We start from the raw sequence: 22,412 nt of genomic DNA, 5'->3' as shown, positions 1-22,412 counted from the left end.
TCAGCGAGATTTAGGTTTTTTAACGTCCAGTCGACGCAAATGGCAGGTCACTTCTTCACGGTCGTGATACAGCTGCTTGCAGCCGATTTCAACCTGGATGCCACGAGCCTTGAAGCCGTCTGCAATCCGGTCGAGCAAGCGACGCACTTCGGCATAACGCTGCTTCATCGGCAGTTTCAGGTTAACCACCGCTTCACGGCAGTGACCTTCACCAATCCACTCTTCAAGCATCGCAGCATTGCGCGCCGGTTTCTCGACGATGTCGCAGACCATCCAGTCCACCGGCTGCTTGGGCTTGAAGGTAAAGCCATCGGCCATCAAGTGCTGCACCAGGCCGGTGTCCATCAGGCTTTCAGCCATTGGGCCGTTGTCGATGGCGGTCACGATCATGCCGCGATTTACCAACTGCCAGGTCCAGCCACCCGGGGCAGCGCCCAGGTCAACGCCGGTCATGTCGCTGTGCAAGCGCTCATCCCACTGATCGCGGGGGATAAAGTGATGCCAGGCCTCTTCCAGCTTGAGCGTCGAACGGCTCGGTGCCTCACGGGGGAACTTGAGGCGCGGAATGCCCATGGGCCACATGGCTGAGTTGTTGGCTTCTGCCAGTCCGAGGAATACTTCGCGGCCACTTTTAAAGGTCAGCAGCAGACGCGGCTTGTGCGCGTCGTCTTCAACCAGCTTTCCGGCCTTGATCAACGCCTTGCGCAGATGGGCATCAAATTTTTTGCAGAAATTGGACAGCTCTTTACCGTCATTGGTATCGACTATTTCCAGCCACAGACTGCCGCACACCGGAAAGTCCGCCATGTGCTCAAGGATAACGCTGATGCGGTCGGTTTCCGGAAGATCGACAAAGCCGCCACGGGCCCATTGGCGCGGGAAGATCAGCTCGGCAAAACGCAAACCTTTCATCAGGCGTTCAGCGCCGCCTTCTTCGGTGCACACAAATTCGGCGCAGGCAGTGCTCGGCTTGGCCTTGGCATAGCCAGACACATTGAGACGGGCGGCGTGTTCGGCAATTTCCGAGCAGACTTCGCCTTCAAACCCGGGCCGGCAGTGCATAAAAACGGTGTTCATTGAATTACTCCTGGGCAGCGGGCAGGAATTGGCCGGCTGCGCATCCTTGATTTGGCGCAAGGACTGTCACGAAAAGGTCGGCATGATAGCCGAGTTCGGAACCTTGAACCCGCAAAGACAGTCCAGTTATTAGCCAGAGCCCGGAATCAGAGCTAGGTTTGAAGCTCTGTTTATGCAACGTGATCCGTCTAAAGGAGTCATTTCATGTCCTCCCTCGATAGCCTGAATACCCTAGCCACATTAAAAGTCGACGATAAGACTTATCACTACTTCAGCCTCCCGCTCGCCGCCAAATCTTTGGGCGACCTGAGCAAGCTGCCAATGTCGCTCAAAGTGTTGCTGGAAAACCTGCTGCGCTGGGAGGACGGCAAAACCGTTACCGAGCCCGACCTCAAGGCACTGGCCGCATGGCTCAAGGAGCGGCGCAGTGACCGGGAAATCCAGTACCGCCCTGCCCGAGTGCTGATGCAAGACTTCACCGGTGTCCCGGCCGTGGTCGATCTGGCCGCCATGCGCGCCGCAATGGCCAAGGCGGGTGGCGATCCGCAGCGTATCAACCCGCTGTCCCCCGTGGACCTGGTCATTGACCACTCGGTGATGGTTGACCGGTTCGCCAGCGCCAGCGCCTTTGAGCAAAACGTCGACATCGAGATGGAACGCAACGGCGAACGGTATGCGTTTTTGCGCTGGGGGCAGAATGCCTTCGATAACTTCAGCGTCGTCCCGCCCGGCACCGGGATTTGCCATCAGGTAAACCTGGAGTATCTGGGTCGTACGGTCTGGACCAAAGACGAAGACGGCCGCACGTATGCCTTTCCAGACACGCTGGTAGGCACCGATTCCCATACAACGATGATCAATGGCCTCGGCGTATTAGGCTGGGGCGTGGGCGGGATCGAAGCTGAAGCTGCAATGCTCGGCCAGCCCGTGTCGATGCTGATCCCCGAAGTGGTGGGTTTCAAACTCAGCGGCAAACTCAAAGAAGGCATCACCGCTACGGACCTGGTACTGACCGTCACGCAAATGCTGCGCAGCAAGGGCGTTGTCGGCAAGTTCGTGGAGTTTTACGGTGATGGACTGGCGGATCTTCCTCTGGCGGACCGCGCCACCATTGCCAACATGGCCCCGGAATATGGCGCCACCTGCGGCTTTTTCCCAGTCGATGAAATCACCCTGGACTACCTGCGTTTGTCCGGGCGCCCAGAAGCCACCGTCAAATTGGTCGAGGCCTATTGCAAGACCCAGGGTTTGTGGCGCACAGCAGGTCAGGAGCCGATATTCACCGAAACCCTGGCACTGGACATGAGCACTGTAGAAGCCAGTCTGGCCGGGCCAAAACGCCCGCAAGACCGGGTTTCGCTGCCCAATGTCGGCCAGGCCTTCGACGAGTTTCTCAGCCTGCAATTCAAACCCGCCAATAAAGAAGAAGGCCGCCTTGAAAGCGAGGGCGGTGGCGGTGTGGCCGTGGGCAATGCGGACTTGATCGGCGAAGCTGACTACAGCTTTGAGGGTCAAACCTATCGTCTGAAAAACGGCGCCGTGGTCATTGCAGCCATCACCTCGTGCACCAACACCTCGAACCCGAGTGTGATGATGGCCGCCGGATTGGTGGCCAAAAAGGCAGTCGAAAAAGGCCTGAAGAGCCAGCCCTGGGTCAAGACCTCATTGGCACCGGGTTCCAAGGTAGTGACCGATTACTACAAAGCCGCGGGCCTGACCCAGTACCTCGACCAACTGGGTTTCGCCCTGGTGGGTTATGGCTGCACGACCTGCATCGGCAACTCAGGGCCATTGCCCGAGCCCATAGAAAAGGCAATTACCCAATCCGATCTGACCGTGGCTTCGGTGCTGTCAGGCAACCGCAACTTTGAAGGGCGCGTACATCCATTGGTGAAAACCAACTGGCTGGCCTCCCCTCCGCTGGTGGTGGCGTATGCTCTGGCGGGTACCGTACGTATCGATATCAGTCGTGAGCCACTGGGTACAGGTAACGATGGCCAGCCGGTGTTCCTGCGCGATATCTGGCCCAGCCAGAAAGAAATCGCCGACGCCGTGGCCCAGGTCACGACCGGTATGTTCCACAAGGAATACGCCGAAGTGTTTGCCGGTGATGCCCAGTGGCAAGCCATCGAAGTGCCGCAAGCCGCGACTTATGTCTGGCAGGCTGATTCGACCTACATCCAGCATCCGCCGTTTTTCGACAACATCAGCGGACCTTTGCCGGTGATTGCTGACGTTAAGGCTGCGAATATTCTGGCACTGCTGGGCGATTCAGTGACCACCGACCACATCTCACCCGCCGGCAACATCAAGGCGGACAGCCCCGCCGGCCGTTACTTGCGCGATAAAGGCGTCGAGCCCCGTGACTTCAACTCCTATGGCTCTCGACGCGGCAACCACGAAGTCATGATGCGTGGCACCTTTGCCAATATCCGCATCCGCAACGAAATGCTCGGTGGTGAAGAAGGCGGCAATACGATCTACATTCCCACCGCCGAGAAAATGCCGATCTACGATGCGGCCATGCGTTATCAGGCATCCGGTACACCGCTGGTGGTGATTGCCGGTCAAGAATACGGTACCGGCTCCAGCCGTGACTGGGCGGCCAAAGGCACTAACCTGCTGGGGGTCAAAGCGGTGATTGCTGAAAGCTTTGAGCGTATCCACCGCTCGAACCTGGTCGGCATGGGCGTTCTACCTTTGCAGTTCAAGCTCGATCAGAACCGCAAGACCCTGAACCTTACAGGCAAGGAGACCCTGGATATTCTGGGCCTGACCGGCGCCCAATTGCAGCCACGGATGAACGTGACGCTGGTGATCACCCGTGAGGATGGCAGCCAGGAAAAAGTCGATGTGCTCTGCAGGATCGACACGATAAACGAAGTGGAATACTTCAAGGCAGGCGGGATTTTGCACTATGTATTGCGTCAGCTGATTGCCTCTTAGTCACACCTGAACACTGTGGGAGCGGGCTTGCCCGCGATTCGGGCTACGCGGTCCGTCAGGCAAGTCGAGGTAATGCCCTCGCGAGCAAGCCCGCTCCCACAGATTGCCTTCCCCGCATGCTCAGCCTTTTGAGTCGTTATACTGCCGCGCCCCGGACTGGATCCGGGGTGTTTTTTAACGATTCCAAGGATCTTCATGATTGTTCTGCCATGGCCTTATCTGGCACTTCTGACCCTCGGCTACGGACTTGCCCTGAGTTATGGGCAACTGGGTGTTCAAACCCTTATAGCCATTGGCCTACTGACCCTCAGCGGGCTCGCCGTTCTCCAACGCAAAAGCCATTACCTGCGCTATGCCGGACATGCACTGTTTGTAGTGCTGGCTGTGGCGCTGGCCCTGCATTGGCTACCCGGTTTTCATAACGGCCGCGCCATCAACCCGGCAAGGCTGACGCCGGATGCCGTGCCATTCTCGATGTACTTCAACCTGGACAAGCCGCTGATTGGTGTCTGGCTGCTGCTGGTGTGCCCATGGATCGCGCCCCGCTTTGCCTGGCGCGCATCCCTGGGCGCCACGTTGATGGGCCTGGCGCTGGCAGCCAGTATGGCGTTGGGCGGTGCAATGCTGCTGGGCATGATCACCTGGGCACCCAAATGGCCACATCAGGGCACCCTCTGGCTGCTGAATAATCTGCTGCTGGTGACACTGGTGGAAGAGGCTCTGTTTCGCGGTTATATCCAGGGCGGATTGAGCCGCAAACTGAAAATGCTGCCCTATGGCCAGACGGTAGCGCTGGTCGCCGCCTCGACCCTGTTTGGCCTGGCACATGCGGCTGCCGGCTGGCAATGGATGTTGTTGGCGGGGCTGGCCGGGGTCGGCTATGGCCTGGCTTACCGCTTTGGCGGACTGGGCGCGGCAATTGCCACCCACTTTGGGCTCAATGTGCTGCATTTCGTGTTTTTTACTTACCCGATGCTCACGCCCTGACGGTCTGCATCAGCCGTGACGGGTTGTTCGCCGACAACCCGACACGTGAAATATAAATTAAACAATTTCTTGCCCATGCCGACAGCCTGTCAAAGTCTTGCGGATTGAAACGACATGCGTAACAACCAGCCCATCACTCAACGCGAACGCACATTCCCCGCGCAACAACGGTTGATCTCCACGACCGATGCCAAAGGCGTCATTTCCTATTGCAACGATGCTTTTGTCGAAATCAGCGGGTTTTCGCGTGAGGAGCTGATACGCGCACCGCACAATCTTGTGCGCCATCCCGACGTGCCGTCTGCCGTGTTCGAGCATATGTGGAGCACCCTGAAAAAGGGCGCGCCGTGGATGGGTATCGTCAAGAACCGCTGCAAAAATGGCGACCATTACTGGGTCAATGCGTATGTCACCCCGATCTTCGAGAACGAGCGCGTGGTGGGCTACGAGTCGGTGCGGATCAAACCGACCGCCGAACAGATCCGCCGTGCCGAAGCCCTGTACTCACGCCTTAACCGGGGCAAATCGGCAGTGCCTCAGCGTGACAAGTGGCTACCGGTGCTGCAGGACTGGCTGCCTTTTATTCTGGTCAGCCAGTTGAGCTTCATGATTGGTGCCCTGCTCAACTCCAGCTGGGGATTTGCCCTGGCAGCCGTGCTATCGATCCCGCTGGGATTGCTCGGCCTGAGCTGGCAACAGCGCGGGATCAAGCGCCTGTTGCGCCTGGCCGAACAAACCACGTCCGATCCGCTTATCGCCCAGATGTACACCGACAGCCGTGGCCCGCAAGCGCGTCTGGAAATGTCCATCCTGAGCCAGGAAGCACGCCTCAAAACCTGCCTGACCCGCCTGCAGGACACTGCCGAGCATTTGAGCGGGCAAGCCCGTCAATCCGACATCCTGGCGCACAAGAGCTCTGTCGGGCTGGAGCGCCAGCGTGTAGAAACAGAACAAGTGGCAACTGCGGTCAATCAAATGGCCGCGACCACTCAAGAAGTTGCCAGCCACGTGCAACGCACTGCGGACGCCACGCAGGAAGCCAACCGCCTGACCAGTCGCGGCCGAGATATTGCCGGTGAAACCCGCGAGGCCATTGAACGCTTGTCGGTGGTGGTAGGAGAAACCGGGGCCACGGTCACGCAACTGGCCAAGGACAGCGACGAGATCGGCGGCGTGGTTGATGTGATCAAGGGCATTGCCGACCAGACCAACCTGCTGGCCTTGAACGCTGCAATCGAAGCCGCGCGGGCGGGCGAAATGGGTCGCGGCTTTGCCGTGGTGGCTGACGAAGTGCGCCAATTGGCACAACGTACCAGCACATCAACCGGGCAAATTCACAGCCTGATTGCAAAGCTGCAACAGACTGCCGCCACTGCCGTGCAAACCATGAACGCCGGGCACCGTCAGGCTGAGGAAGGGGTGGCCCGCGTGCTGGAGGCCGACAAGGCCCTGGTGGGCATCAGCGAAGCGGTGGCCAATATCACCGACATGACTGCCCAGATCGCCGCCGCGACCGAAGAGCAAAGTGCGGTAGCTGAAGAAGTCAGCCGTAACATCAGCACCATTGCCGATCTCGCGGACCAGACCTCCGAGCAGGCGCAGCACTCGGCGCTGTTGAGCGAAGAACTGAGCCAGACCGTAAACAGCCAGTACTCGCTGGTAGCGCGGTTTAACCGCTGACCCTTGTGGGAGCGAGCCTGCTCGCGATTGGATCGCTGCGGTTCAACACTTGCACCGCGTTGATGCCATCGCGAGCAGGCTCGCTCCCACAAATCGTTCAAGGTTGCTGCAACCACCGCGCTATCTTGTCTGCCGCCGCATCCAGATGCTGCTCATGGGTCAACCCCGAAGCCTTTAATGGCTTCAGGTCGTGATCCCCCGACACGAGCCACGACACTTCAATACCCGGTGCCAGCGTGTAGGCCTCCACCGCCTCCCGGTTGCCCAGCGCATCACGCTCGCCCTGCACAATCAGAGTCGGCGTTTGCAGTTCAGCCAAGTGCGCCACACGCGGTTTTTCCGGTTTGCCTGCGGCATAAAACGGATAACCCAGGCACACCAGAGCCTGCGTCTCTAGCTCATCAGCAACCAGACTGGCCATGCGCCCGCCCATCGACTTGCCGCCGATGGCTAATTGCCCAGCGACATGCCGTCGCACCTCGGTAAATACCTCATGCCAGCATTCAAGCAATTTTGCCTGCTGATTGGGTGGCCTTTTACCACCATCTAGCCGTCGCTGAGCCATGTACGGGAACTCGAAGCGCAACACGCTCACCCCGCGTGCAGCAAGGCGCTCAGCCATGCCTGTCATCCAGGCACTGTCCATCGGAGCCCCCGCACCGTGGGCCAGAATCAGCGTCATGGATGAGGGGGTTGGCGCGCCATTCCACAGCCAGCCCCGCTGTTCCACGCACTTCAGCCATTGATCCCCGTCAATACCGTCCTTGCCTGCTACACCCATGCTTGCCTCGCTTTTAGTCTGCCTATAACTCCAGGCGTGCCTTTGTATTCGCCTGAACCGTGGATGGGGAACCATGAACACTTCTACAAGTACCGCCTACAACTACAAGGTGGTCCGCCAATTTGCCATTATGACGGTGGTTTGGGGCATCGTCGGTATGGGGCTCGGGGTATTTCTCGCCGCGCAGTTGGTCTGGCCAGAACTCAACTTCAATTTGCCTTGGACCAGTTTTGGGCGCCTGCGCCCTTTGCACACCAACGCGGTCATTTTTGCCTTCGGTGGCTGCGCCTTGTTCGCCGCCTCGTTCTACTCGGTGCAACGCACCTGCCAGGCCACGCTGTTCTCGCCCAAGATTGCGGCGTTTACCTTCTGGGGCTGGCAACTGGTGATTGTGCTCGCAGCCATCAGCCTGCCGCTGGGTTACACCAGCTCCAAGGAATACGCAGAGCTGGAGTGGCCGATCGACATTTTGATCACCATCGTCTGGGTCGCTTACGCCATCGTGTTCTTCGGCACGATCATGAAGCGCAAGACCAAGCACATCTATGTAGGCAACTGGTTCTTCGGCGCGTTTATTGTGACCGTGGCCATTTTGCACATCGTTAACAACCTGGAAATCCCGGTCAGCTTCACGAAGTCCTACTCACTCTACGGTGGCGCCACTGACGCCATGGTGCAGTGGTGGTACGGACACAACGCCGTGGGCTTTTTCCTGACGGCGGGCTTTTTGGGGATGATGTACTACTTCGTGCCGAAACAGGCCGAACGTCCGATCTACTCCTATCGCCTGTCCATCGTGCACTTCTGGGCGCTGATCACCTTGTACATCTGGGCCGGCCCCCACCATTTGCACTACACCGCACTGCCGGACTGGGCTCAGTCGCTGGGCATGGTGATGTCGCTGATTCTGCTGGCGCCAAGCTGGGGCGGCATGATCAACGGCATGATGACGCTCTCGGGGGCCTGGCATAAGTTGCGCAGCGACCCGATCCTGCGCTTCCTCGTTGTGTCACTGGCGTTCTACGGCATGTCGACCTTTGAAGGACCGATGATGGCAATCAAGACCGTCAACGCCCTCTCCCACTACACCGACTGGACCATCGGTCACGTACACGCCGGCGCCCTGGGTTGGGTCGCGATGATTTCGATCGGTGCGCTGTATCACATGATCCCGAAAATCTTCGGCCGCCCACAGATGTACAGCCTGGGCCTGATTAACGCTCACTTCTGGCTGGCCACTATCGGCACCGTGCTCTATATCGCATCGATGTGGGTCAACGGCATCGCTCAAGGCCTGATGTGGCGCGCAGTCAACGAAGACGGAACGCTGACTTACTCCTTCGTCGAAACCTTGGTGGCCAGCCATCCGGGGTATGTCGTGCGACTGGTCGGTGGTGCGATCTTCTTCAGCGGCATGTTGCTGATGGCTTACAACACTTGGCGCACCGTGCGTAACGCCGAGCCCGCTGAAGTCGTAGCCGCCGCGCAGATGGCCTGAGGAGTTGGCAATGAAACACGAAGTCGTTGAAAAAAATATCGGCCTGATGCTGTTGCTGATGATTCTGTGTGTGAGTGTCGGCGGCCTGACGCAAATCGTCCCGCTGTTCTTTGAGGACGTGACCAACACCCCGGTGGAAGGCATGAAGCCGTACACCGCACTGCAACTGGAAGGTCGCGACATCTACATACGCGAAGGCTGCGTGCAGTGTCACTCGCAGATGATCCGTCCATTCCGTGCCGAGACCGAACGTTATGGTCACTACTCGGTTGCCGGTGAAAGCGTGTGGGATCACCCGTTCCTGTGGGGCTCCAAACGTACCGGGCCGGACCTGGCCCGCGTCGGAGGCCGTTACTCGGATGACTGGCACCGCGCGCATTTGTACAACCCGCGCAACGTCGTGCCCGAGTCGAAAATGCCAGCGTACCCATGGCTGGTGGAGGCTGCGGTAGACAGCAGCCATACCGAGAAAAAACTCGACGTGATGCGCACCCTGGGCGTGCCGTACACCGACGAAGACATCGCCAATGCCAAGCAGTCGGTACAAGGCAAAACGGAGATGGACGCGTTGGTGGCCTACCTGCAAGTGCTCGGCACTGCCATCAAGAGCAAGAGGTAAGTCATGGTCTTCGAGATGAGTAGTGGAATGATTCGCGGCTTGGGCACCGTGGTGGTGGCCGTGGCGTTTATCGGTCTGGCGTTGTGGGTGTTCAGCCCGCGACGCAAATCGGAGTTTGAAGACGCGACCTTACTGCCATTCAAGGACGATCCAGAGGCGATTCAACACGTCGAGCAAGAACAAGCGTCTAGGAGTAACAAAGCATGACCACCTTCTGGAGTCTCTATATATGCGTGCTGACCATTGGCACGCTGATCGGCCTGACCTGGCTATTGGTCAGTACGCGCAAGGGTGAAACCAAAAGCGATACCGTCGAGACCATGGGCCACAGCTTCGACGGCATTGAGGAGTACGACAACCCGCTGCCGCAATGGTGGTTCATGTTGTTCGTGGGCACGCTGGTGTTTGCGGTGGGATATTTGATTCTTTACCCGGGCCTGGGCAACTGGAAAGGCCTGCTGCCGGGCTATGAAAATGGCTGGACCGGCGTGCATGAGTGGGAAAAGGAAATGGACAAGGCTGACGCCCGTTTCGGACCGATCTTTGCCAAGTACGCCGCCATGCCCGTAGACCAAGTCGCACAAGACCCTGCTGCACTGAAAATGGGGGGGCGCCTGTTTGCCTCCAACTGTTCGGTGTGCCACGGCTCGGATGCCAAAGGTGCGTTCGGCTTCCCGAATCTGGCCGACAACACCTGGCGCTGGGGCGGCGATGCCGACACTATCAAGGCCACCATCATGGGCGGACGCATCGCTGCGATGCCGGCCTGGGGTGAGGTACTGGGTGAATCCGGGGTCAAAAACGTGGCCGCCTACGTACGTCACGATCTGGCCGGCCTGCCTTTGCCGCAGGACACCACCCTGGATCTGGCGGCGGGCAAGCAAGCCTTCGATACCACCTGCGTGGCGTGTCACGGTGCAAACGGTAAAGGCATGCCAATGATGGGTGCGCCGGATCTGACACAACCTGCGGGCTTTATCTACGGCACCAGCCTGGCGCAATTGCAGCAAACCATTCGCCACGGGCGTCAGGGTCATATGCCTGCGCAAAACGAGTTGCTGGGCAACGACAAGGTACAGCTGCTGGCGGCATACGTGTTCAGCTTGTCACATGGTAATCAAGAGGAAAAAACAGCCGAATAATTACCAGACATTTCCTGCCGCATCATTTTGGTGCGGCAGTTCCCGCCTCAAAGCGCGACCAAGTGTCGCACCTCTTTTTAGTCCGCCATTGCTCTCCCGCCATTCAGGACTAAGCTCTTGTCTTGCGTGATCGGGATTTTCCCGGCGCTACGTCAAGTGAAATTAATCGGTAGGTTGAAGGGCACTGTTACGGGCCACACTAGTGGGTTTACAACGGCTGTCGTCCATTGCGAAGTTCGCCATGCTCTCGCCATGCCTTACCCCCAGTTGAACCTGCCCGCATCTCCCCCTTGGATTTTGCCCTCCGTGCGGCATTTTAGAGAGGTCCGTTTGACCTTACTCCCTGCATGGAAAGGCCGCAGAATAAGCCTTGGAAAGCATTGACCGGGGTCATGCTTCGTTGCAATACCCCTACGCTTTATACATACTTGCGACCGATTTTTATCCTAATAAAACACCTAAACCGTGGAACCTTAGAATGAGCACAGCAATCAGTCCGACTGCTTATAACTATAAGGTAGTCCGCCAGTTCGCCATCATGACGGTGGTCTGGGGGATCCTTGGCATGGGGCTCGGGGTTTTCATCGCGTCACAGCTTGTGTGGCCTGAATTGAACCTTGGCCTTGAATGGACGACCTTCGGCCGTCTGCGCCCCTTGCATACCAACCTTGTGATCTTTGCCTTTGGTGGCTGTGCATTGTTTGGCACCTCTTATTACGTCGTGCAGCGCACCTGCCAAACGCGGCTGATCTCTGACTCGCTGGCCGCGTTCTCCTTCTGGGGTTGGCAGGCCGTTATCATCGGCGCGATCATCACCTTGCCGCTGGGTTACACCACGAGCAAAGAATACGCAGAGCTGGAGTTGCCTCTGGCTATCCTGCTGGCAATCGTCTGGGTGGTGTACGCCATTGTGTTCTTCGGAACCATTACCAAGCGTAAAACCAAGCATATCTATGTCGGTAACTGGTTCTACGGTGCCTTCATTCTTGTGACGGCAATGCTGCACATCGTCAACCACGCATCCCTGCCGGTGAGCTTCTTCAAGTCCTACTCGGCATACGCCGGTGCGACTGATGCCATGATCCAGTGGTGGTACGGACACAACGCTGTAGGTTTCTTCCTGACTACTGGCTTCCTCGGCATGATGTACTACTTCGTGCCGAAACAGGCCGAGCGTCCGATCTACTCGTATCGCCTGTCTATCGTGCACTTCTGGGCGCTGATCACCCTCTACATCTGGGCAGGTCCGCACCACTTGCACTACACCGCCCTGCCGGACTGGGCCCAGTCGCTGGGTATGGCGATGTCGATCATTCTGCTGGCTCCAAGCTGGGGCGGCATGATCAACGGCATGATGACCCTGTCGGGCGCATGGCATAAATTGCGCACTGACCCGATCCTGCGATTCCTCGTTGTGTCCCTGGCCTTCTACGGCATGTCGACCTTCGAAGGCCCTATGATGGCAATCAAGACCGTCAATGCGCTTTCGCACTACACCGACTGGACCATCGGCCACGTTCACGCGGGTGCACTGGGTTGGGTTGCGATGATTTCGATCGGCGCCATGTACCACATGATCCCGAAAGTCTATGGCCAAAAGCAGATGTACAGCACCGGTCTGATCAACGTGCACTTCTGGCTCGCGACCATCGGTACCGTGCTTTACATCGCTTCGATGTGGGTCAACGGCATCACTCAGGGCCTGATGTGGCGTGCAATCAACGACGACGGCACGCTGACCTACTCGTTCGTCGAAGCGCTGCAAGCCAGTCACCCGGGCTTTATCGTTCGCGCCCTCGGCGGTGCCATTTTCGCCAGCGGCATGCTGTTCATGGCCTACAACGTGTTCCGCACCGTACGTGCGTCGAACCCGGCAGAAGCTGAAGCGGCGAGCAAGATCTCTGTAGTTGGAGCCCACTGATGAAGCACGAAACAATCGAGAAGAATATTGGCCTCATGGCCTTCTTCATGGTCATCGCCGTGAGCATTGGCGGCTTGACCCAAATCGTTCCGCTGTTCTTCCAGGAAGTGACCAACACTCCGGTTGAGGGCATGAAGCCTCGCCCCGCACTGGAACTGGAAGGCCGTGATATCTACATCGCCAACGGCTGTGTCGGCTGCCACTCGCAGATGATCCGTCCGTTCCGTGCCGAAACCGAACGTTACGGCCACTACTCGGTCGCCGGTGAAAGCGTGTGGGATCACCCGTTCCTGTGGGGTTCCAAGCGTACCGGCCCGGACCTGGCCCGTGTCGGCGGTCGTTACTCCGATGACTGGCAGCGAGCGCACTTGTACAACCCGCGCAACGTTGTGCCTGAGTCGATCATGCCCGCGTACCCGTTCCTCGTAGAGCGCAAGCTGGACGGCAAGGACACCGCGAGAAAAATGGAGGTCTTGCGCGACCTCGGCGTTCCTTACACCGACGAAGACATCGCCGGTGCCAAGGATGCCGTGAAGGGCAAAACTGAAATGGACGCACTGGTGGCTTACCTCCAGGGCTTGGGCACCATCATCAAAAGCAAACGGTGATCTGAATGGATATCGGGATGATTCGTGGCCTGGGCACTGTCGTCGTGATGGTGGCTTTTATCGGTTTGGCCTTGTGGGTATTCAGCCCGCGACGCAAGTCAGAATTTGACGACGCTACCTTGTTGCCGTTCAAGGATGATCCCGAAGCCATCAAGCACGTCGAGCAAGAGCAAGCTTCTAGGAGTAACAAAGAATGACTACGTTCTGGAGTCTGTACGTTACAGTCCTCACTCTGGGTACCATCTTCGCCTTGACCTGGCTGTTGCTGGCCACCCGCAAGGGCCAGCGCAGCGAGCAGACCGACGAGAAAGTCGGGCACGCTTATGACGGGATCGAAGAGTACGACAACCCAATGCCTAAATGGTGGTTCATGCTGTTTGTCGGCACCGTCATTTTCGCCCTCGGTTACCTCGTTCTGTACCCGGGCCTGGGTAATTGGAAAGGCCTGTTGCCGGGCTACCAGTACCTGGACACCAAAGAGCAAACCCAGTTTGCCAATGGCCAGACAGGCTGGACCGGCGTTCATGAGTGGGAAAAAGAAATGGCCAAATCGGACGCCAAGTTCGGCCCGATCTTCGCCAAATTCGCTGCCATGCCCATTGAAGAAGTAGCCAAGGATCCGCAAGCACTGAAAATGGGTGGCCGTCTGTTCGCATCCAACTGCTCGGTGTGCCACGGTTCTGACGCCAAGGGCGCCTACGGCTTCCCGAACCTGACCGACGCCGACTGGCGCTGGGGCGGTACGCCAGCTGACATCAAGACCACCATCATGGCCGGCCGTCACGCCGTCATGCCGGGCTGGTCCGAAGTGATTGGCGAGCAAGGCGTCAGCGACGTAGCTGCCTACGTACTGACCAACCTGGACGGCCGTAAATTGCCGGAAGGTGCAAAAGCCGACCCTGCCAAGGGCAAAGAGCTTTTCGCTACCAACTGTGCGGTTTGTCACGGTCCGCAAGGTAAAGGCAATCCGCTGATGGGCGCACCTGACCTGACCCATCCGGGGGCGTTCATCTACGGTTCGAGCTTCGCTCAACTGCAGCAGACCATCCGTTACGGCCGCCAGGGCCAGATGCCTGCACAGGCTGACCTGCAAGGGAACGACAAGGTTCACTTGCTGGCCGCCTACGTTTACAGCCTGTCCCATGGCGATGAAGCCAAGGCAGACGAATAACGCAGACGTCTGAACGCAGCAAAAAATGGCCCCGCCAACGAGAGTTGGCGGGGCCATTTTGTTTCAGGATCCGGCAAGCTGTTGCAGCGCCCGCCCAAAAGGTAGTAACGTTTCTACATTGTATTTTCAGGGGAGGAACAGCCCATGCCCATCACGACCATTTCAAGCCGCGATTTCAACCAAGACACAAGCGGTGCCAAAAAAGCAGCCCAGGCTGGGCCGGTTTACATCACCGATCGTGGTCGCCCCGCCCATGTACTGCTATGCATGGAAGAGTACCAACGACTGACCGGACTGAACGCCAGCATCGTCGACCTGCTCGTCATGCCAGAGCCAGCGGTCGAATTTGAACCCGAACGCGCAATCATCACCCCGCGCCCAGTGGACTTCTAATGTTCCTGCTCGATACCAACGTCATCTCTGAACTGCGCAAACCCCAGGCCAATCCCAACGTGGTGGCCTGGGCCAGCACTGTCCCAGCCTACAGGCTGTACATCTCGGCGATTAGCCTGCTAGAAATCGAAACCGGCATCCTGCGCCTGGAGCGGCGCGACCCTACGCAAGCCGTACCGTTGCGCAACTGGCTGGACAACCATGTCATCCCTGCCTTTGCCGGGCGCGTACTGTCAGTCGACGGCAGCGTTGCCCGACGATGCGCCCGCCTCCACGTCCCTGACCGCAGCAATGAGAGCGATGCCCTGATCGCTGCCACGGCATTGGTTCATGACATGACTGTCGTCACCCGCAATACAAAGGACTTCGCCTTCAGCGGCGCCGCCCTGCTCAACCCTTGGGAGCTATGATTCAAGGCTGCGCGCAACTCACCTACCGCCTTAAGTCAATTGATCCATGTCATGACTTGTTACAACTCCTATACCAACTTCTTCTTTTCCGGAACGCGACCAAAGGTCGCACCCTTGAGCTAGAGTCACAGGCGTATCATTACGTTACTGCAACACCTTCTGACCGCGGTCGGCATGTACTGACCGAGGCATTTTCCACTGCCGTGGGACGCACTAATGAGCAATCAGATTCCTGTACACGACGTCACTCCACCTGCCAAAAAAACCACTGAAAGCACCGATCTGTACGCAGCCCGGGAAAAAATTTACACCCGAGCCTTCACCGGTCTTTTCCGCAACCTGCGTATCGGCGGCGGAGCCCTATTGTTTCTGCTGTATTTCGGAACGGTGTGGCTCAACTGGGGCGGTCACCAGGCGGTCTGGTGGAACCTTCCGGAGCGTAAATTTTTTATTTTTGGCGCCACGTTCTGGCCACAGGATTTCATCCTCCTGTCCGGACTGTTGATCGTCGCCGCCTTTGGCCTGTTTTTTATTACCGTGTACGCCGGGCGCGTGTGGTGCGGCTACACCTGCCCGCAAAGCGTCTGGACCTGGGTGTTCATGTGGTGCGAAAAGGTCACTGAAGGTGATCGCAACCAACGCATCAAGCTCGACAAGGCGCCAATGAGCGCCAACAAGTTTCTGCGCAAGCTGAGTAAACACAGCCTGTGGCTGTTGATCGGCTTTGTCACCGGCATGACCTTTGTCGGTTACTTCTCGCCGATTCGTGAACTGGTCATCGACTTCTTCACCGGCCAGGCCGATGGCTGGGCGTACTTCTGGGTCGGCTTCTTCACCCTCGCCACCTACGGCAACGCAGGCTGGCTGCGTGAGCAAGTGTGTATTTACATGTGCCCGTACGCCCGTTTCCAGAGCGTGATGTTTGATAAAGACACCCTCATCGTGTCGTACGACCCGCGTCGCGGCGAAGTCCGTGGCCCGCGTAAAAAAGATGCGGACTACAAGGCTCAAGGCCTGGGCGACTGCATCGACTGCACCATGTGTGTGCAGGTATGCCCCACCGGGATTGATATTCGTGACGGCCTGCAGATCGAGTGCATCGGCTGCGCCGCGTGTATCGACGCCTGCGACAGCATCATGGACAAGATGAACTACCCGCGCGGCCTGATCAGCTACACCACCGAACACAACCTTTCGGGCCAGAAAACCCAAAAGCTGCGGCCGCGCCTGATTGGCTATGCCCTGGTGCTGCTGACCATGATGGGGCTGCTGGCTGCTGCATTCTTTACCCGCACACTGGTTGGTTTCGACGTCAGCAAAGACCGCGTGCTCTACCGCGAAAACGCTGAAGGCCGCATCGAAAACGTCTACAGCCTGAAGATCATGAACAAAGATCAGCAAGACCACACCTATGTGCTGGACGCCACCGGCCTGCCCGATCTCAAGCTGCAAGGCAAACGGGAAATCAAGGTCGCTGCAGGCGATATCGTCAGCCTGCCGGTGGAGTTGTCGATTGCCCCCGAGAAGCTACCGTCCAGCACCAACGAGGTGTTCTTTATCCTCAAGGATGCCGACAACAACGACATCAATGTTAAAGCCAAGAGCCGATTCATCGGCCCACAAATCAGATAAGAGAATTCGACATGCCCGCAGCAAAGCCCTCCAGCCCCTGGTACAAGCATCTTTGGCCGTGGATCATCATTGCCATCCTCGCCTGCTCGGTGACCCTGACCCTGTCGATGGTCACCATTGCCGTAAACAACCCGGATCATCTGGTTAACGACAATTACTACGAGGCCGGCAAAGGGATCAACCGCTCGCTTGATCGCGAGCTGCTGGGCCAGACCCTGCAACTGAAAGCCAAATTGCGTCTGGACGAGATGACCGGCGAAGTGGTGCTGTTGCTTGAAGGCAACAGCAAACCGCAGGTTCTGGAACTGAACCTGATCTCCCCGACCCAACCCGAGAAAGACCGCAAGATCAGCCTGACCCAGAGCGAGTCGGAACCAGGACGCTACATCGGCCAGCTGGATGACAAGATCGAAGGTCGCCGCTTTGTCGAGTTGATGGGCGTTGAAGACGGCCAAACCTGGCGCCTGTTTGAAGAAGAACTGGTCGGCCACGACAAGGATCTGTTGTTGGGTGACGAGCCGCTGCAAGGCGCTGAAGACCACAACAAGAAGTAACCTCTTCGCGGTCAAGCCCGCGGCCACAGATGTGGCCGCGGGCTTGACCGCGATGCCGTATTTCCCGGCGCCACCACACCGCGATAGACCGCCATGACCTCTCCCGTACCTTGCTATCACTGCGCTTTGCCCGTCCCGCCAGGCAGTCGGTTTACTGCCGTTGTTCTTGGTGACATTCGCGAGTTTTGCTGCCCGGGCTGCCAGGCGGTGGCTGAAGCCATCGTGGCCGGCGGCCTTGAAAGCTATTACCAGCACCGCAGTGGAGCTTGCGCCAACCCCGATGCCCTGCCCGTGCAACTGGTAGAAGAGCTGGCACTGTATGACCGCCCTGACGTGCAAAAGCCTTTTGTGCGGCACGAGGGTGAACAGGCCGAAACCACTCTGCTGATCGAAGGCATCAGTTGCGCAGCCTGTGGCTGGTTGATTGAAAAACACCTGCGCCTTTTGCCTGCCGTGGGCGAAGCCCGTCTCAACCTGTCCAACCACCGGCTACACGTACGCTGGGACCAGCGCCAACTGCCGCTGAGCGCGATACTGAGCGAGCTGCGGCATATCGGCTATGTCGCGCACCCGTATCAGGCCGATCGCGCCACTGAACAGCTTGCCAGTGAAAACCGACTGGCCTTGCGCCAACTGGGTGTCGCCGGACTGCTGTGGTTTCAGGCGATGATGGCAACCATGGCCACCTGGCCCGAATTCAATATCGACCTCAGCCCCGAGATGCATACCATCTTGCGCTGGGTGGCGCTGTTCCTGACCACGCCGATTGTGTTTTACAGCTGTGCTCCCTTCTTCAAGGGGGCCATGCGCGACCTGCGCACCCGTCATCTGACCATGGATGTGTCGGTGTCCCTGGCCATCGGCGGCGCTTACATCGCCGGAATCTGGACGGCCATCACCGGTGTCGGTGAGCTGTACTTCGATGCGGTAGGCATGTTTGCCTTGTTCTTGCTGGCCGGGCGCTACCTCGAACGCCGAGCCCGCGAGCGCACTGCGGCGGCCACCGCACAACTGGTCAATCTGCTGCCCGCCTCCTGCCTGCGCCTGGCTGACGACGGCCAAAGCGAACGCATCCTGCTGACCGAGCTTAAGGTCGGCGACAAGGTACTGGTGCACCCCGGCGCGATTCTTCCGGCAGACGGCCAAATCCTTGATGGCCAATCAAGCGTCGATGAGTCCCTGCTCACCGGCGAGTACTTGCCGCAGCCACGCCGTATAGGCGACGCCGTGACGGCGGGCACCCTGAATGTCGAAGGCGCTCTGACCATTGAAGTCACAGCCCTGGGCCAGGACACACGCCTGTCCGCCATCGTGCGCTTGCTGGACCGCGCCCAAACCGAGAAACCACGCCTGGCCGAAATTGCCGACAAGGCCGCGCAATGGTTCCTCCTGTTTTCGTTGATCGCTGCTGCCGCGATCGGCTTGCTGTGGTGGCAACTGGACCCGTCACGGGCCTTCTGGATTGTCCTGGCGATGTTGGTGGCCACATGCCCTTGCGCATTGTCCCTGGCAACGCCCACTGCACTCACCGCCGCAACCGGCACGCTGCACAAACTGGGACTACTGCTGACCCGTGGCCATGTGATTGAAGGCCTCAACCAGATCGACACCGTGATTTTCGACAAGACCGGCACACTGACCGAAGGCCGTCTGACGCTGCGGACCATTCGCCCCTTGAGCGACCTGGACAGCGATCAATGCCTGGCCCTCGCCGCCGCCCTCGAAAATCGCTCCGAACATCCGATTGCCCGTGCTTTTGGCCGCGCGCCGCAAGCCGCCGAAGAAGTCCACAGCACTCCAGGCCTGGGCCTTGAAGGACGGGTTGGCGAACAGCGTTTGCGCATCGGTCAGCCCGGGTTTGTCTGCGAGTTGAGCCAGTGCCGGGTCCCGGCCATGCCGGATGAGCCTGGGCAATGGTTATTGTTGGGTAATACCGAAGGTGTACTGGGCTGGTTTGTTCTGGATGACCGCCTGCGTGATGATGCTCCCGCGTTGCTGGCTGCGTGCAGGGCACGAGGCTGGCGTACGCTACTGCTCTCGGGAGACAGCTCGCCGATGGTGGCCAGCGTGGCTGGCGAACTGGGCATCGATGAAGCGCGAGGCGGATTACGCCCGGATGACAAACTGCAAATTTTGCAACAATTGCATGCACAGGGGCGCAAGGTGTTGATGCTGGGGGACGGGGTCAATGATGTCCCGGTACTCGCTGCGGCCGATATCAGCGTGGCAATGGGATCGGCCACGGACCTGGCCAAGACCAGCGCCGATGCGGTACTGCTCTCTAATCGCCTGGGCGCACTGGTGCAAGCCTTTAGCCTGGCTAAACGTACTCGACGGGTGATCATCGAGAACCTGTTGTGGGCTGGCCTGTACAATGGCCTTATGCTGCCATTTGCCGCACTGGGCTGGATCACACCGATCTGGGCCGCCATCGGCATGTCAATCAGCTCGTTGACCGTGGTGCTCAATGCCTTGCGCCTGACGCGCATGCCTGATCAGGCACATACTTCGGCCACGCCACACACCCGCCCGCATCCGGCCTGAACCGGTCGCCTGGAGCCTATATGCCAGCGCTATACGTCATGATTCCTGCGGCCCTGCTGATTGTCGCCATCGCCATCTACATCTTTTTCTGGGCCGTGGACAGCGGCCAGTACGACGATCTGGACAGTCCCGCCCACAGCATTCTGTTCGACGACCAGGACCCGCAACACACCGCCGCCGTCGAAGAAGCCAAGAACCAGCACCCGGAGTCGATTACCGACAACCACAACAAAACCCCGCCCCATGCTTGAGTTAGCGCCACTGCTGGTCTCGGCGGTCATTTTGGGCCTGCTTGGCGGCGGGCATTGCCTGGGCATGTGTGGCGGCCTGATGGGTGCGCTAACCCTTGCCATTCCCAAAGAGCAACGCAGCCGACGCTTCAGGCTGCTGCTGGCCTACAACCTTGGGCGAATTCTCAGCTATGCCACTGCAGGATTACTGCTGGGGCTGGCGGGCTGGGCAGTGGCCAATAGCCCCGCAGCAATGTTCATGCGCATCCTGGCCGGACTACTCCTGATTTGCATGGGCCTGTACCTGGCCGGCTGGTGGAGCGGCCTGACCCGTATCGAAAGCCTGGGGCGCGGCCTGTGGCGGCATATCCAGCCCGTGGCCACCCGTTTGCTACCCGTGTCGAGCCTGCCGCGGGCATTGCTGCTGGGTGCGCTCTGGGGCTGGCTGCCCTGCGGACTGGTGTACAGCACGCTGATCTGGTCCGCCAGTCAGGGCAGTGCGATCGACAGTGCATTGCTGATGCTGGCGTTTGGTCTTGGCACCTGGCCCGTGTTGCTGGCCACCGGCCTTGCTGCCGAGCGGGTCACTGCACTGTTGCGCAAACGCAGCGTGCGCATGGCCGGGGGGCTGCTGGTCATCCTGTTCGGCATCTGGACCCTGCCCGGCCCGCATCAGCATTGGTTGATGGGGCATTAGCTTCGAGCACCTTCCATCCGCAATCACAGCCCTTGATGCAAATCAAGATGCAACATCGACTCACCCCCTAGACTCTTGGGCATTGCCAGCCATCCCAGGGGAATGCCCGCATGCTCGACGCCATTCGTTGGGACCCAGATTTGATCCGCCGCTACGACCTGGCGGGTCCGCGCTATACCTCGTATCCGACCGCGATGCAGTTCAACAATCAGGTCAGCCCGTTCGACCTGTTGCACGCGCTGCGCGAAAGCCGAAAGGCGCTGCGCCCGCTGTCGCTGTATGTACACGTGCCGTTCTGCGCCAACATTTGCTATTACTGCGCCTGCAACAAGGTCATCACCAAAGACCGTGGCCGGGCACAGCCTTACCTGCAAAGGCTTGAGCAAGAAATCCAGATGATTGCCTGCCACCTCGATCCGAAACAAAAGGTCGAGCAACTGCACTTTGGCGGCGGCACGCCCACCTTTCTCAGTCACGATGAGTTGCGCCATCTGATGGCTACGTTGCGCCAGCACTTCAACCTGCTGGACGACGACTCAGGTGATTACGGCATCGAAATCGACCCGCGGGAAGCCGACTGGTCGACCATGGGTCTGTTGCGTGAACTGGGCTTCAACCGTGTCAGCATCGGCCTGCAAGACCTCGATCCAGACGTACAGCGAGCCGTCAATCGCCTGCAAAGCCTGGAGGAAACACGGGCGGTGATCGAAGCCGCACGCACCCTGCAGTTTCGCTCGATCAATATCGACCTGATCTACGGCTTGCCCAAGCAAACCCCCGAGGCCTTTGCCCGTACGGTTGACGAAGTAATCAGCTTGCAGCCGGATCGCCTGTCAGTGTTCAACTACGCCCATTTGCCTGAACGCTTCATGCCTCAGCGCCGGATCAATACGAGCGACCTGCCTTCGCCTGCCGCGAAATTGCAGATGCTCGAACGCACCATCGAGCAATTGACTGGCGCCGGCTATCGCTATATCGGCATGGATCACTTCGCGCTACCGGACGATGAACTGGCAATCGCTCAGGAAGAATCAACCCTGCAGCGCAACTTTCAGGGCTACACCACCCACGGCCATTGTGACCTGGTCGGGCTTGGCGTCTCGGCCATCAGCCAGATTGGTGACCTGTACTGCCAGAACGACAGCGACCTGGCCAACTATCAGCACACCCTGGCCAGTGACCAGCTCGCCACCCACCGTGGCCTGCTGTGCAATCAGGATGATCGCATCCGCCGGGAAGTGATCCAGCAGATCATTTGCAATTTGCACCTGCCGTTTGCACACATCGAGCAGGCCTTCAATATCGACTTCCGGGGGTATTTCGCACACCAGTGGACGATGCTCGAAGCCATGGCGGCGGACGGGCTGATTGCTCTGGACGATCGGCAATTGACCGTATTGCCTGCCGGTCGGTTACTCGTTCGTTCGGTGTGCATGGTGTTCGATGCCTACCTGGAGCAGCAAACACGCCAGCGATATTCGCGGGTGATTTAAGGTCTCGAACACGGCCTCTATTGCATGAG

The 22,412-nt window shown here is 58.7% G+C and carries 21 protein-coding genes; 19 read left to right on the top strand and 2 right to left on the bottom strand.

Annotated features, from left to right (window positions below; all coding sequences use genetic code 11):
* A complete protein-coding gene (rlmM, locus tag RGV06_RS23310) occupies positions 1-1,077 on the bottom strand; it encodes a 23S rRNA (cytidine(2498)-2'-O)-methyltransferase RlmM (RefSeq protein WP_019826660.1) in 1,077 nt (358 codons plus the stop codon).
* A 204-nt stretch (positions 1,078-1,281) separates the two neighbouring features.
* Here rlmM and acnA point away from each other — a divergent pair, with 204 nt between their 5' ends.
* The 3 genes from acnA (at position 1,282) to RGV06_RS23295 (ending at position 6,690) form a co-directional block, all read left to right on the top strand.
* Positions 1,282-4,023 (top strand): aconitate hydratase AcnA, encoded by a 2,742-nt coding sequence (gene acnA / locus RGV06_RS23305; RefSeq protein WP_322151552.1) that lies wholly within the window; start codon positions 1,282-1,284, stop codon positions 4,021-4,023.
* 195 nt (positions 4,024-4,218) lie between these two features.
* The gene (locus RGV06_RS23300; RefSeq protein WP_019826663.1) at positions 4,219-5,010 is read left to right on the top strand and encodes a CPBP family intramembrane glutamic endopeptidase; all 792 of its coding nucleotides are present in this window, start codon (positions 4,219-4,221) and stop codon (positions 5,008-5,010) included.
* A gap of 114 nt (positions 5,011-5,124) precedes the next feature.
* Positions 5,125-6,690 carry a methyl-accepting chemotaxis protein gene (locus RGV06_RS23295; RefSeq protein WP_019826664.1) on the top strand — a complete coding sequence of 522 codons (1,566 nt, stop codon included), beginning with the start codon at positions 5,125-5,127 and terminating at the stop codon, positions 6,688-6,690.
* A 97-nt stretch (positions 6,691-6,787) separates the two neighbouring features.
* Here RGV06_RS23295 and RGV06_RS23290 read toward each other — a convergent pair whose 3' ends face one another.
* On the bottom strand, positions 6,788-7,471 hold the full coding sequence (locus RGV06_RS23290) for an alpha/beta family hydrolase (RefSeq protein ID WP_322151551.1): 684 nt from the start codon (positions 7,469-7,471) through the stop codon (positions 6,788-6,790).
* Between the two features lie 73 nt (positions 7,472-7,544).
* Here RGV06_RS23290 and ccoN (RGV06_RS23285) point away from each other — a divergent pair, with 73 nt between their 5' ends.
* The 16 genes from ccoN (RGV06_RS23285) to hemN all read left to right on the top strand — a co-directional run bounded on the left by ccoN (RGV06_RS23285) (position 7,545) and on the right by hemN (position 22,383).
* Positions 7,545-8,969 (top strand): cytochrome-c oxidase, cbb3-type subunit I, encoded by a 1,425-nt coding sequence (gene ccoN, locus RGV06_RS23285; RefSeq protein WP_019826669.1) that lies wholly within the window; start codon positions 7,545-7,547, stop codon positions 8,967-8,969.
* A 10-nt stretch (positions 8,970-8,979) separates the two neighbouring features.
* On the top strand, positions 8,980-9,588 hold the full coding sequence (ccoO, locus tag RGV06_RS23280; protein WP_019826671.1) for a cytochrome-c oxidase, cbb3-type subunit II: 609 nt from the start codon (positions 8,980-8,982) through the stop codon (positions 9,586-9,588).
* A 15-nt stretch (positions 9,589-9,603) separates the two neighbouring features.
* The gene (locus RGV06_RS23275) at positions 9,604-9,795 is read left to right on the top strand and encodes a cbb3-type cytochrome oxidase subunit 3 (protein ID WP_019826673.1); all 192 of its coding nucleotides are present in this window, start codon (positions 9,604-9,606) and stop codon (positions 9,793-9,795) included.
* Complete coding sequence (gene ccoP, locus RGV06_RS23270) at positions 9,792-10,730, top strand: cytochrome-c oxidase, cbb3-type subunit III (RefSeq protein WP_019826674.1); 939 nt, start codon at positions 9,792-9,794, stop codon at positions 10,728-10,730. The genes RGV06_RS23275 and ccoP (RGV06_RS23270) overlap by 4 nt, the downstream gene beginning before the upstream one ends.
* 478 nt (positions 10,731-11,208) lie before the next feature.
* Positions 11,209-12,651, top strand: coding sequence for a cytochrome-c oxidase, cbb3-type subunit I (gene ccoN, locus RGV06_RS23265; protein WP_019826676.1), 1,443 nt, complete (start codon positions 11,209-11,211; stop codon positions 12,649-12,651).
* Complete coding sequence (gene ccoO / locus RGV06_RS23260) at positions 12,651-13,259, top strand: cytochrome-c oxidase, cbb3-type subunit II (protein ID WP_019826678.1); 609 nt, start codon at positions 12,651-12,653, stop codon at positions 13,257-13,259. The genes ccoN (RGV06_RS23265) and ccoO (RGV06_RS23260) overlap by 1 nt, the downstream gene beginning before the upstream one ends.
* Positions 13,260-13,264: 5 nt before the next feature.
* Complete coding sequence (locus RGV06_RS23255) at positions 13,265-13,456, top strand: CcoQ/FixQ family Cbb3-type cytochrome c oxidase assembly chaperone (protein ID WP_003447209.1); 192 nt, start codon at positions 13,265-13,267, stop codon at positions 13,454-13,456.
* Positions 13,453-14,430, top strand: a complete 978-nt coding sequence (gene ccoP / locus RGV06_RS23250) for a cytochrome-c oxidase, cbb3-type subunit III (protein ID WP_019826684.1) — start codon at positions 13,453-13,455, stop codon at positions 14,428-14,430. The genes RGV06_RS23255 and ccoP (RGV06_RS23250) overlap by 4 nt, the downstream gene beginning before the upstream one ends.
* 144 nt (positions 14,431-14,574) lie before the next feature.
* On the top strand, positions 14,575-14,823 hold the full coding sequence (locus RGV06_RS23245) for a type II toxin-antitoxin system Phd/YefM family antitoxin (RefSeq protein ID WP_198822707.1): 249 nt from the start codon (positions 14,575-14,577) through the stop codon (positions 14,821-14,823).
* A complete protein-coding gene (locus RGV06_RS23240) occupies positions 14,823-15,233 on the top strand; it encodes a type II toxin-antitoxin system VapC family toxin (protein WP_019826688.1) in 411 nt (136 codons plus the stop codon). The genes RGV06_RS23245 and RGV06_RS23240 overlap by 1 nt, the downstream gene beginning before the upstream one ends.
* A gap of 216 nt (positions 15,234-15,449) precedes the next feature.
* Positions 15,450-16,865, top strand: a complete 1,416-nt coding sequence (gene ccoG, locus RGV06_RS23235) for a cytochrome c oxidase accessory protein CcoG (protein ID WP_019826691.1) — start codon at positions 15,450-15,452, stop codon at positions 16,863-16,865.
* A gap of 11 nt (positions 16,866-16,876) precedes the next feature.
* Entirely contained in the window at positions 16,877-17,419 is a 543-nt protein-coding gene (locus tag RGV06_RS23230; RefSeq protein ID WP_019826693.1) for a FixH family protein, read from the top strand.
* 93 nt (positions 17,420-17,512) lie between these two features.
* Positions 17,513-19,963 (top strand): heavy metal translocating P-type ATPase, encoded by a 2,451-nt coding sequence (locus tag RGV06_RS23225; protein WP_046809963.1) that lies wholly within the window; start codon positions 17,513-17,515, stop codon positions 19,961-19,963.
* A gap of 20 nt (positions 19,964-19,983) precedes the next feature.
* A complete protein-coding gene (ccoS, locus tag RGV06_RS23220) occupies positions 19,984-20,214 on the top strand; it encodes a cbb3-type cytochrome oxidase assembly protein CcoS (RefSeq protein ID WP_019826698.1) in 231 nt (76 codons plus the stop codon).
* Positions 20,207-20,890 carry a sulfite exporter TauE/SafE family protein gene (locus RGV06_RS23215; RefSeq protein WP_016780296.1) on the top strand — a complete coding sequence of 228 codons (684 nt, stop codon included), beginning with the start codon at positions 20,207-20,209 and terminating at the stop codon, positions 20,888-20,890. The genes ccoS and RGV06_RS23215 overlap by 8 nt, the downstream gene beginning before the upstream one ends.
* A gap of 110 nt (positions 20,891-21,000) precedes the next feature.
* A complete protein-coding gene (gene hemN / locus RGV06_RS23210; RefSeq protein ID WP_322151550.1) occupies positions 21,001-22,383 on the top strand; it encodes an oxygen-independent coproporphyrinogen III oxidase in 1,383 nt (460 codons plus the stop codon).
* The last annotated feature ends 29 nt before the right edge of the window (positions 22,384-22,412 follow it).

This window comes from Pseudomonas sp. CCI3.1 (assembly GCF_034313985.1).
Classification (GTDB): domain Bacteria; phylum Pseudomonadota; class Gammaproteobacteria; order Pseudomonadales; family Pseudomonadaceae; genus Aquipseudomonas; species Aquipseudomonas psychrophila.
This window is presented reverse-complemented; position numbering and strand designations above follow the sequence as displayed.

Coding starts and splice junctions, on each gene's coding strand:
- hemN (WP_322151550.1), top strand. CDS start 21,001: ATGCTCGACGCCATTCGTTGGGACCCAGATTTGATCCGCCGCTACGAC.
- ccoG (WP_019826691.1), top strand. CDS start 15,450: ATGAGCAATCAGATTCCTGTACACGACGTCACTCCACCTGCCAAAAAA.
- ccoP (WP_019826684.1), top strand. CDS start 13,453: ATGACTACGTTCTGGAGTCTGTACGTTACAGTCCTCACTCTGGGTACC.
- RGV06_RS23230 (WP_019826693.1), top strand. CDS start 16,877: ATGCCCGCAGCAAAGCCCTCCAGCCCCTGGTACAAGCATCTTTGGCCG.
- acnA (WP_322151552.1), top strand. CDS start 1,282: ATGTCCTCCCTCGATAGCCTGAATACCCTAGCCACATTAAAAGTCGAC.
- ccoS (WP_019826698.1), top strand. CDS start 19,984: ATGCCAGCGCTATACGTCATGATTCCTGCGGCCCTGCTGATTGTCGCC.
- RGV06_RS23300 (WP_019826663.1), top strand. CDS start 4,219: ATGATTGTTCTGCCATGGCCTTATCTGGCACTTCTGACCCTCGGCTAC.
- ccoO (WP_019826678.1), top strand. CDS start 12,651: ATGAAGCACGAAACAATCGAGAAGAATATTGGCCTCATGGCCTTCTTC.
- RGV06_RS23290 (WP_322151551.1), bottom strand. CDS start 7,471: ATGGGTGTAGCAGGCAAGGACGGTATTGACGGGGATCAATGGCTGAAG.
- ccoN (WP_019826669.1), top strand. CDS start 7,545: ATGAACACTTCTACAAGTACCGCCTACAACTACAAGGTGGTCCGCCAA.
- RGV06_RS23275 (WP_019826673.1), top strand. CDS start 9,604: ATGAGTAGTGGAATGATTCGCGGCTTGGGCACCGTGGTGGTGGCCGTG.
- ccoP (WP_019826674.1), top strand. CDS start 9,792: ATGACCACCTTCTGGAGTCTCTATATATGCGTGCTGACCATTGGCACG.
- RGV06_RS23225 (WP_046809963.1), top strand. CDS start 17,513: ATGACCTCTCCCGTACCTTGCTATCACTGCGCTTTGCCCGTCCCGCCA.
- ccoO (WP_019826671.1), top strand. CDS start 8,980: ATGAAACACGAAGTCGTTGAAAAAAATATCGGCCTGATGCTGTTGCTG.
- ccoN (WP_019826676.1), top strand. CDS start 11,209: ATGAGCACAGCAATCAGTCCGACTGCTTATAACTATAAGGTAGTCCGC.
- RGV06_RS23255 (WP_003447209.1), top strand. CDS start 13,265: ATGGATATCGGGATGATTCGTGGCCTGGGCACTGTCGTCGTGATGGTG.
- RGV06_RS23245 (WP_198822707.1), top strand. CDS start 14,575: ATGCCCATCACGACCATTTCAAGCCGCGATTTCAACCAAGACACAAGC.
- RGV06_RS23215 (WP_016780296.1), top strand. CDS start 20,207: ATGCTTGAGTTAGCGCCACTGCTGGTCTCGGCGGTCATTTTGGGCCTG.
- rlmM (WP_019826660.1), bottom strand. CDS start 1,077: ATGAACACCGTTTTTATGCACTGCCGGCCCGGGTTTGAAGGCGAAGTC.
- RGV06_RS23240 (WP_019826688.1), top strand. CDS start 14,823: ATGTTCCTGCTCGATACCAACGTCATCTCTGAACTGCGCAAACCCCAG.
- RGV06_RS23295 (WP_019826664.1), top strand. CDS start 5,125: ATGCGTAACAACCAGCCCATCACTCAACGCGAACGCACATTCCCCGCG.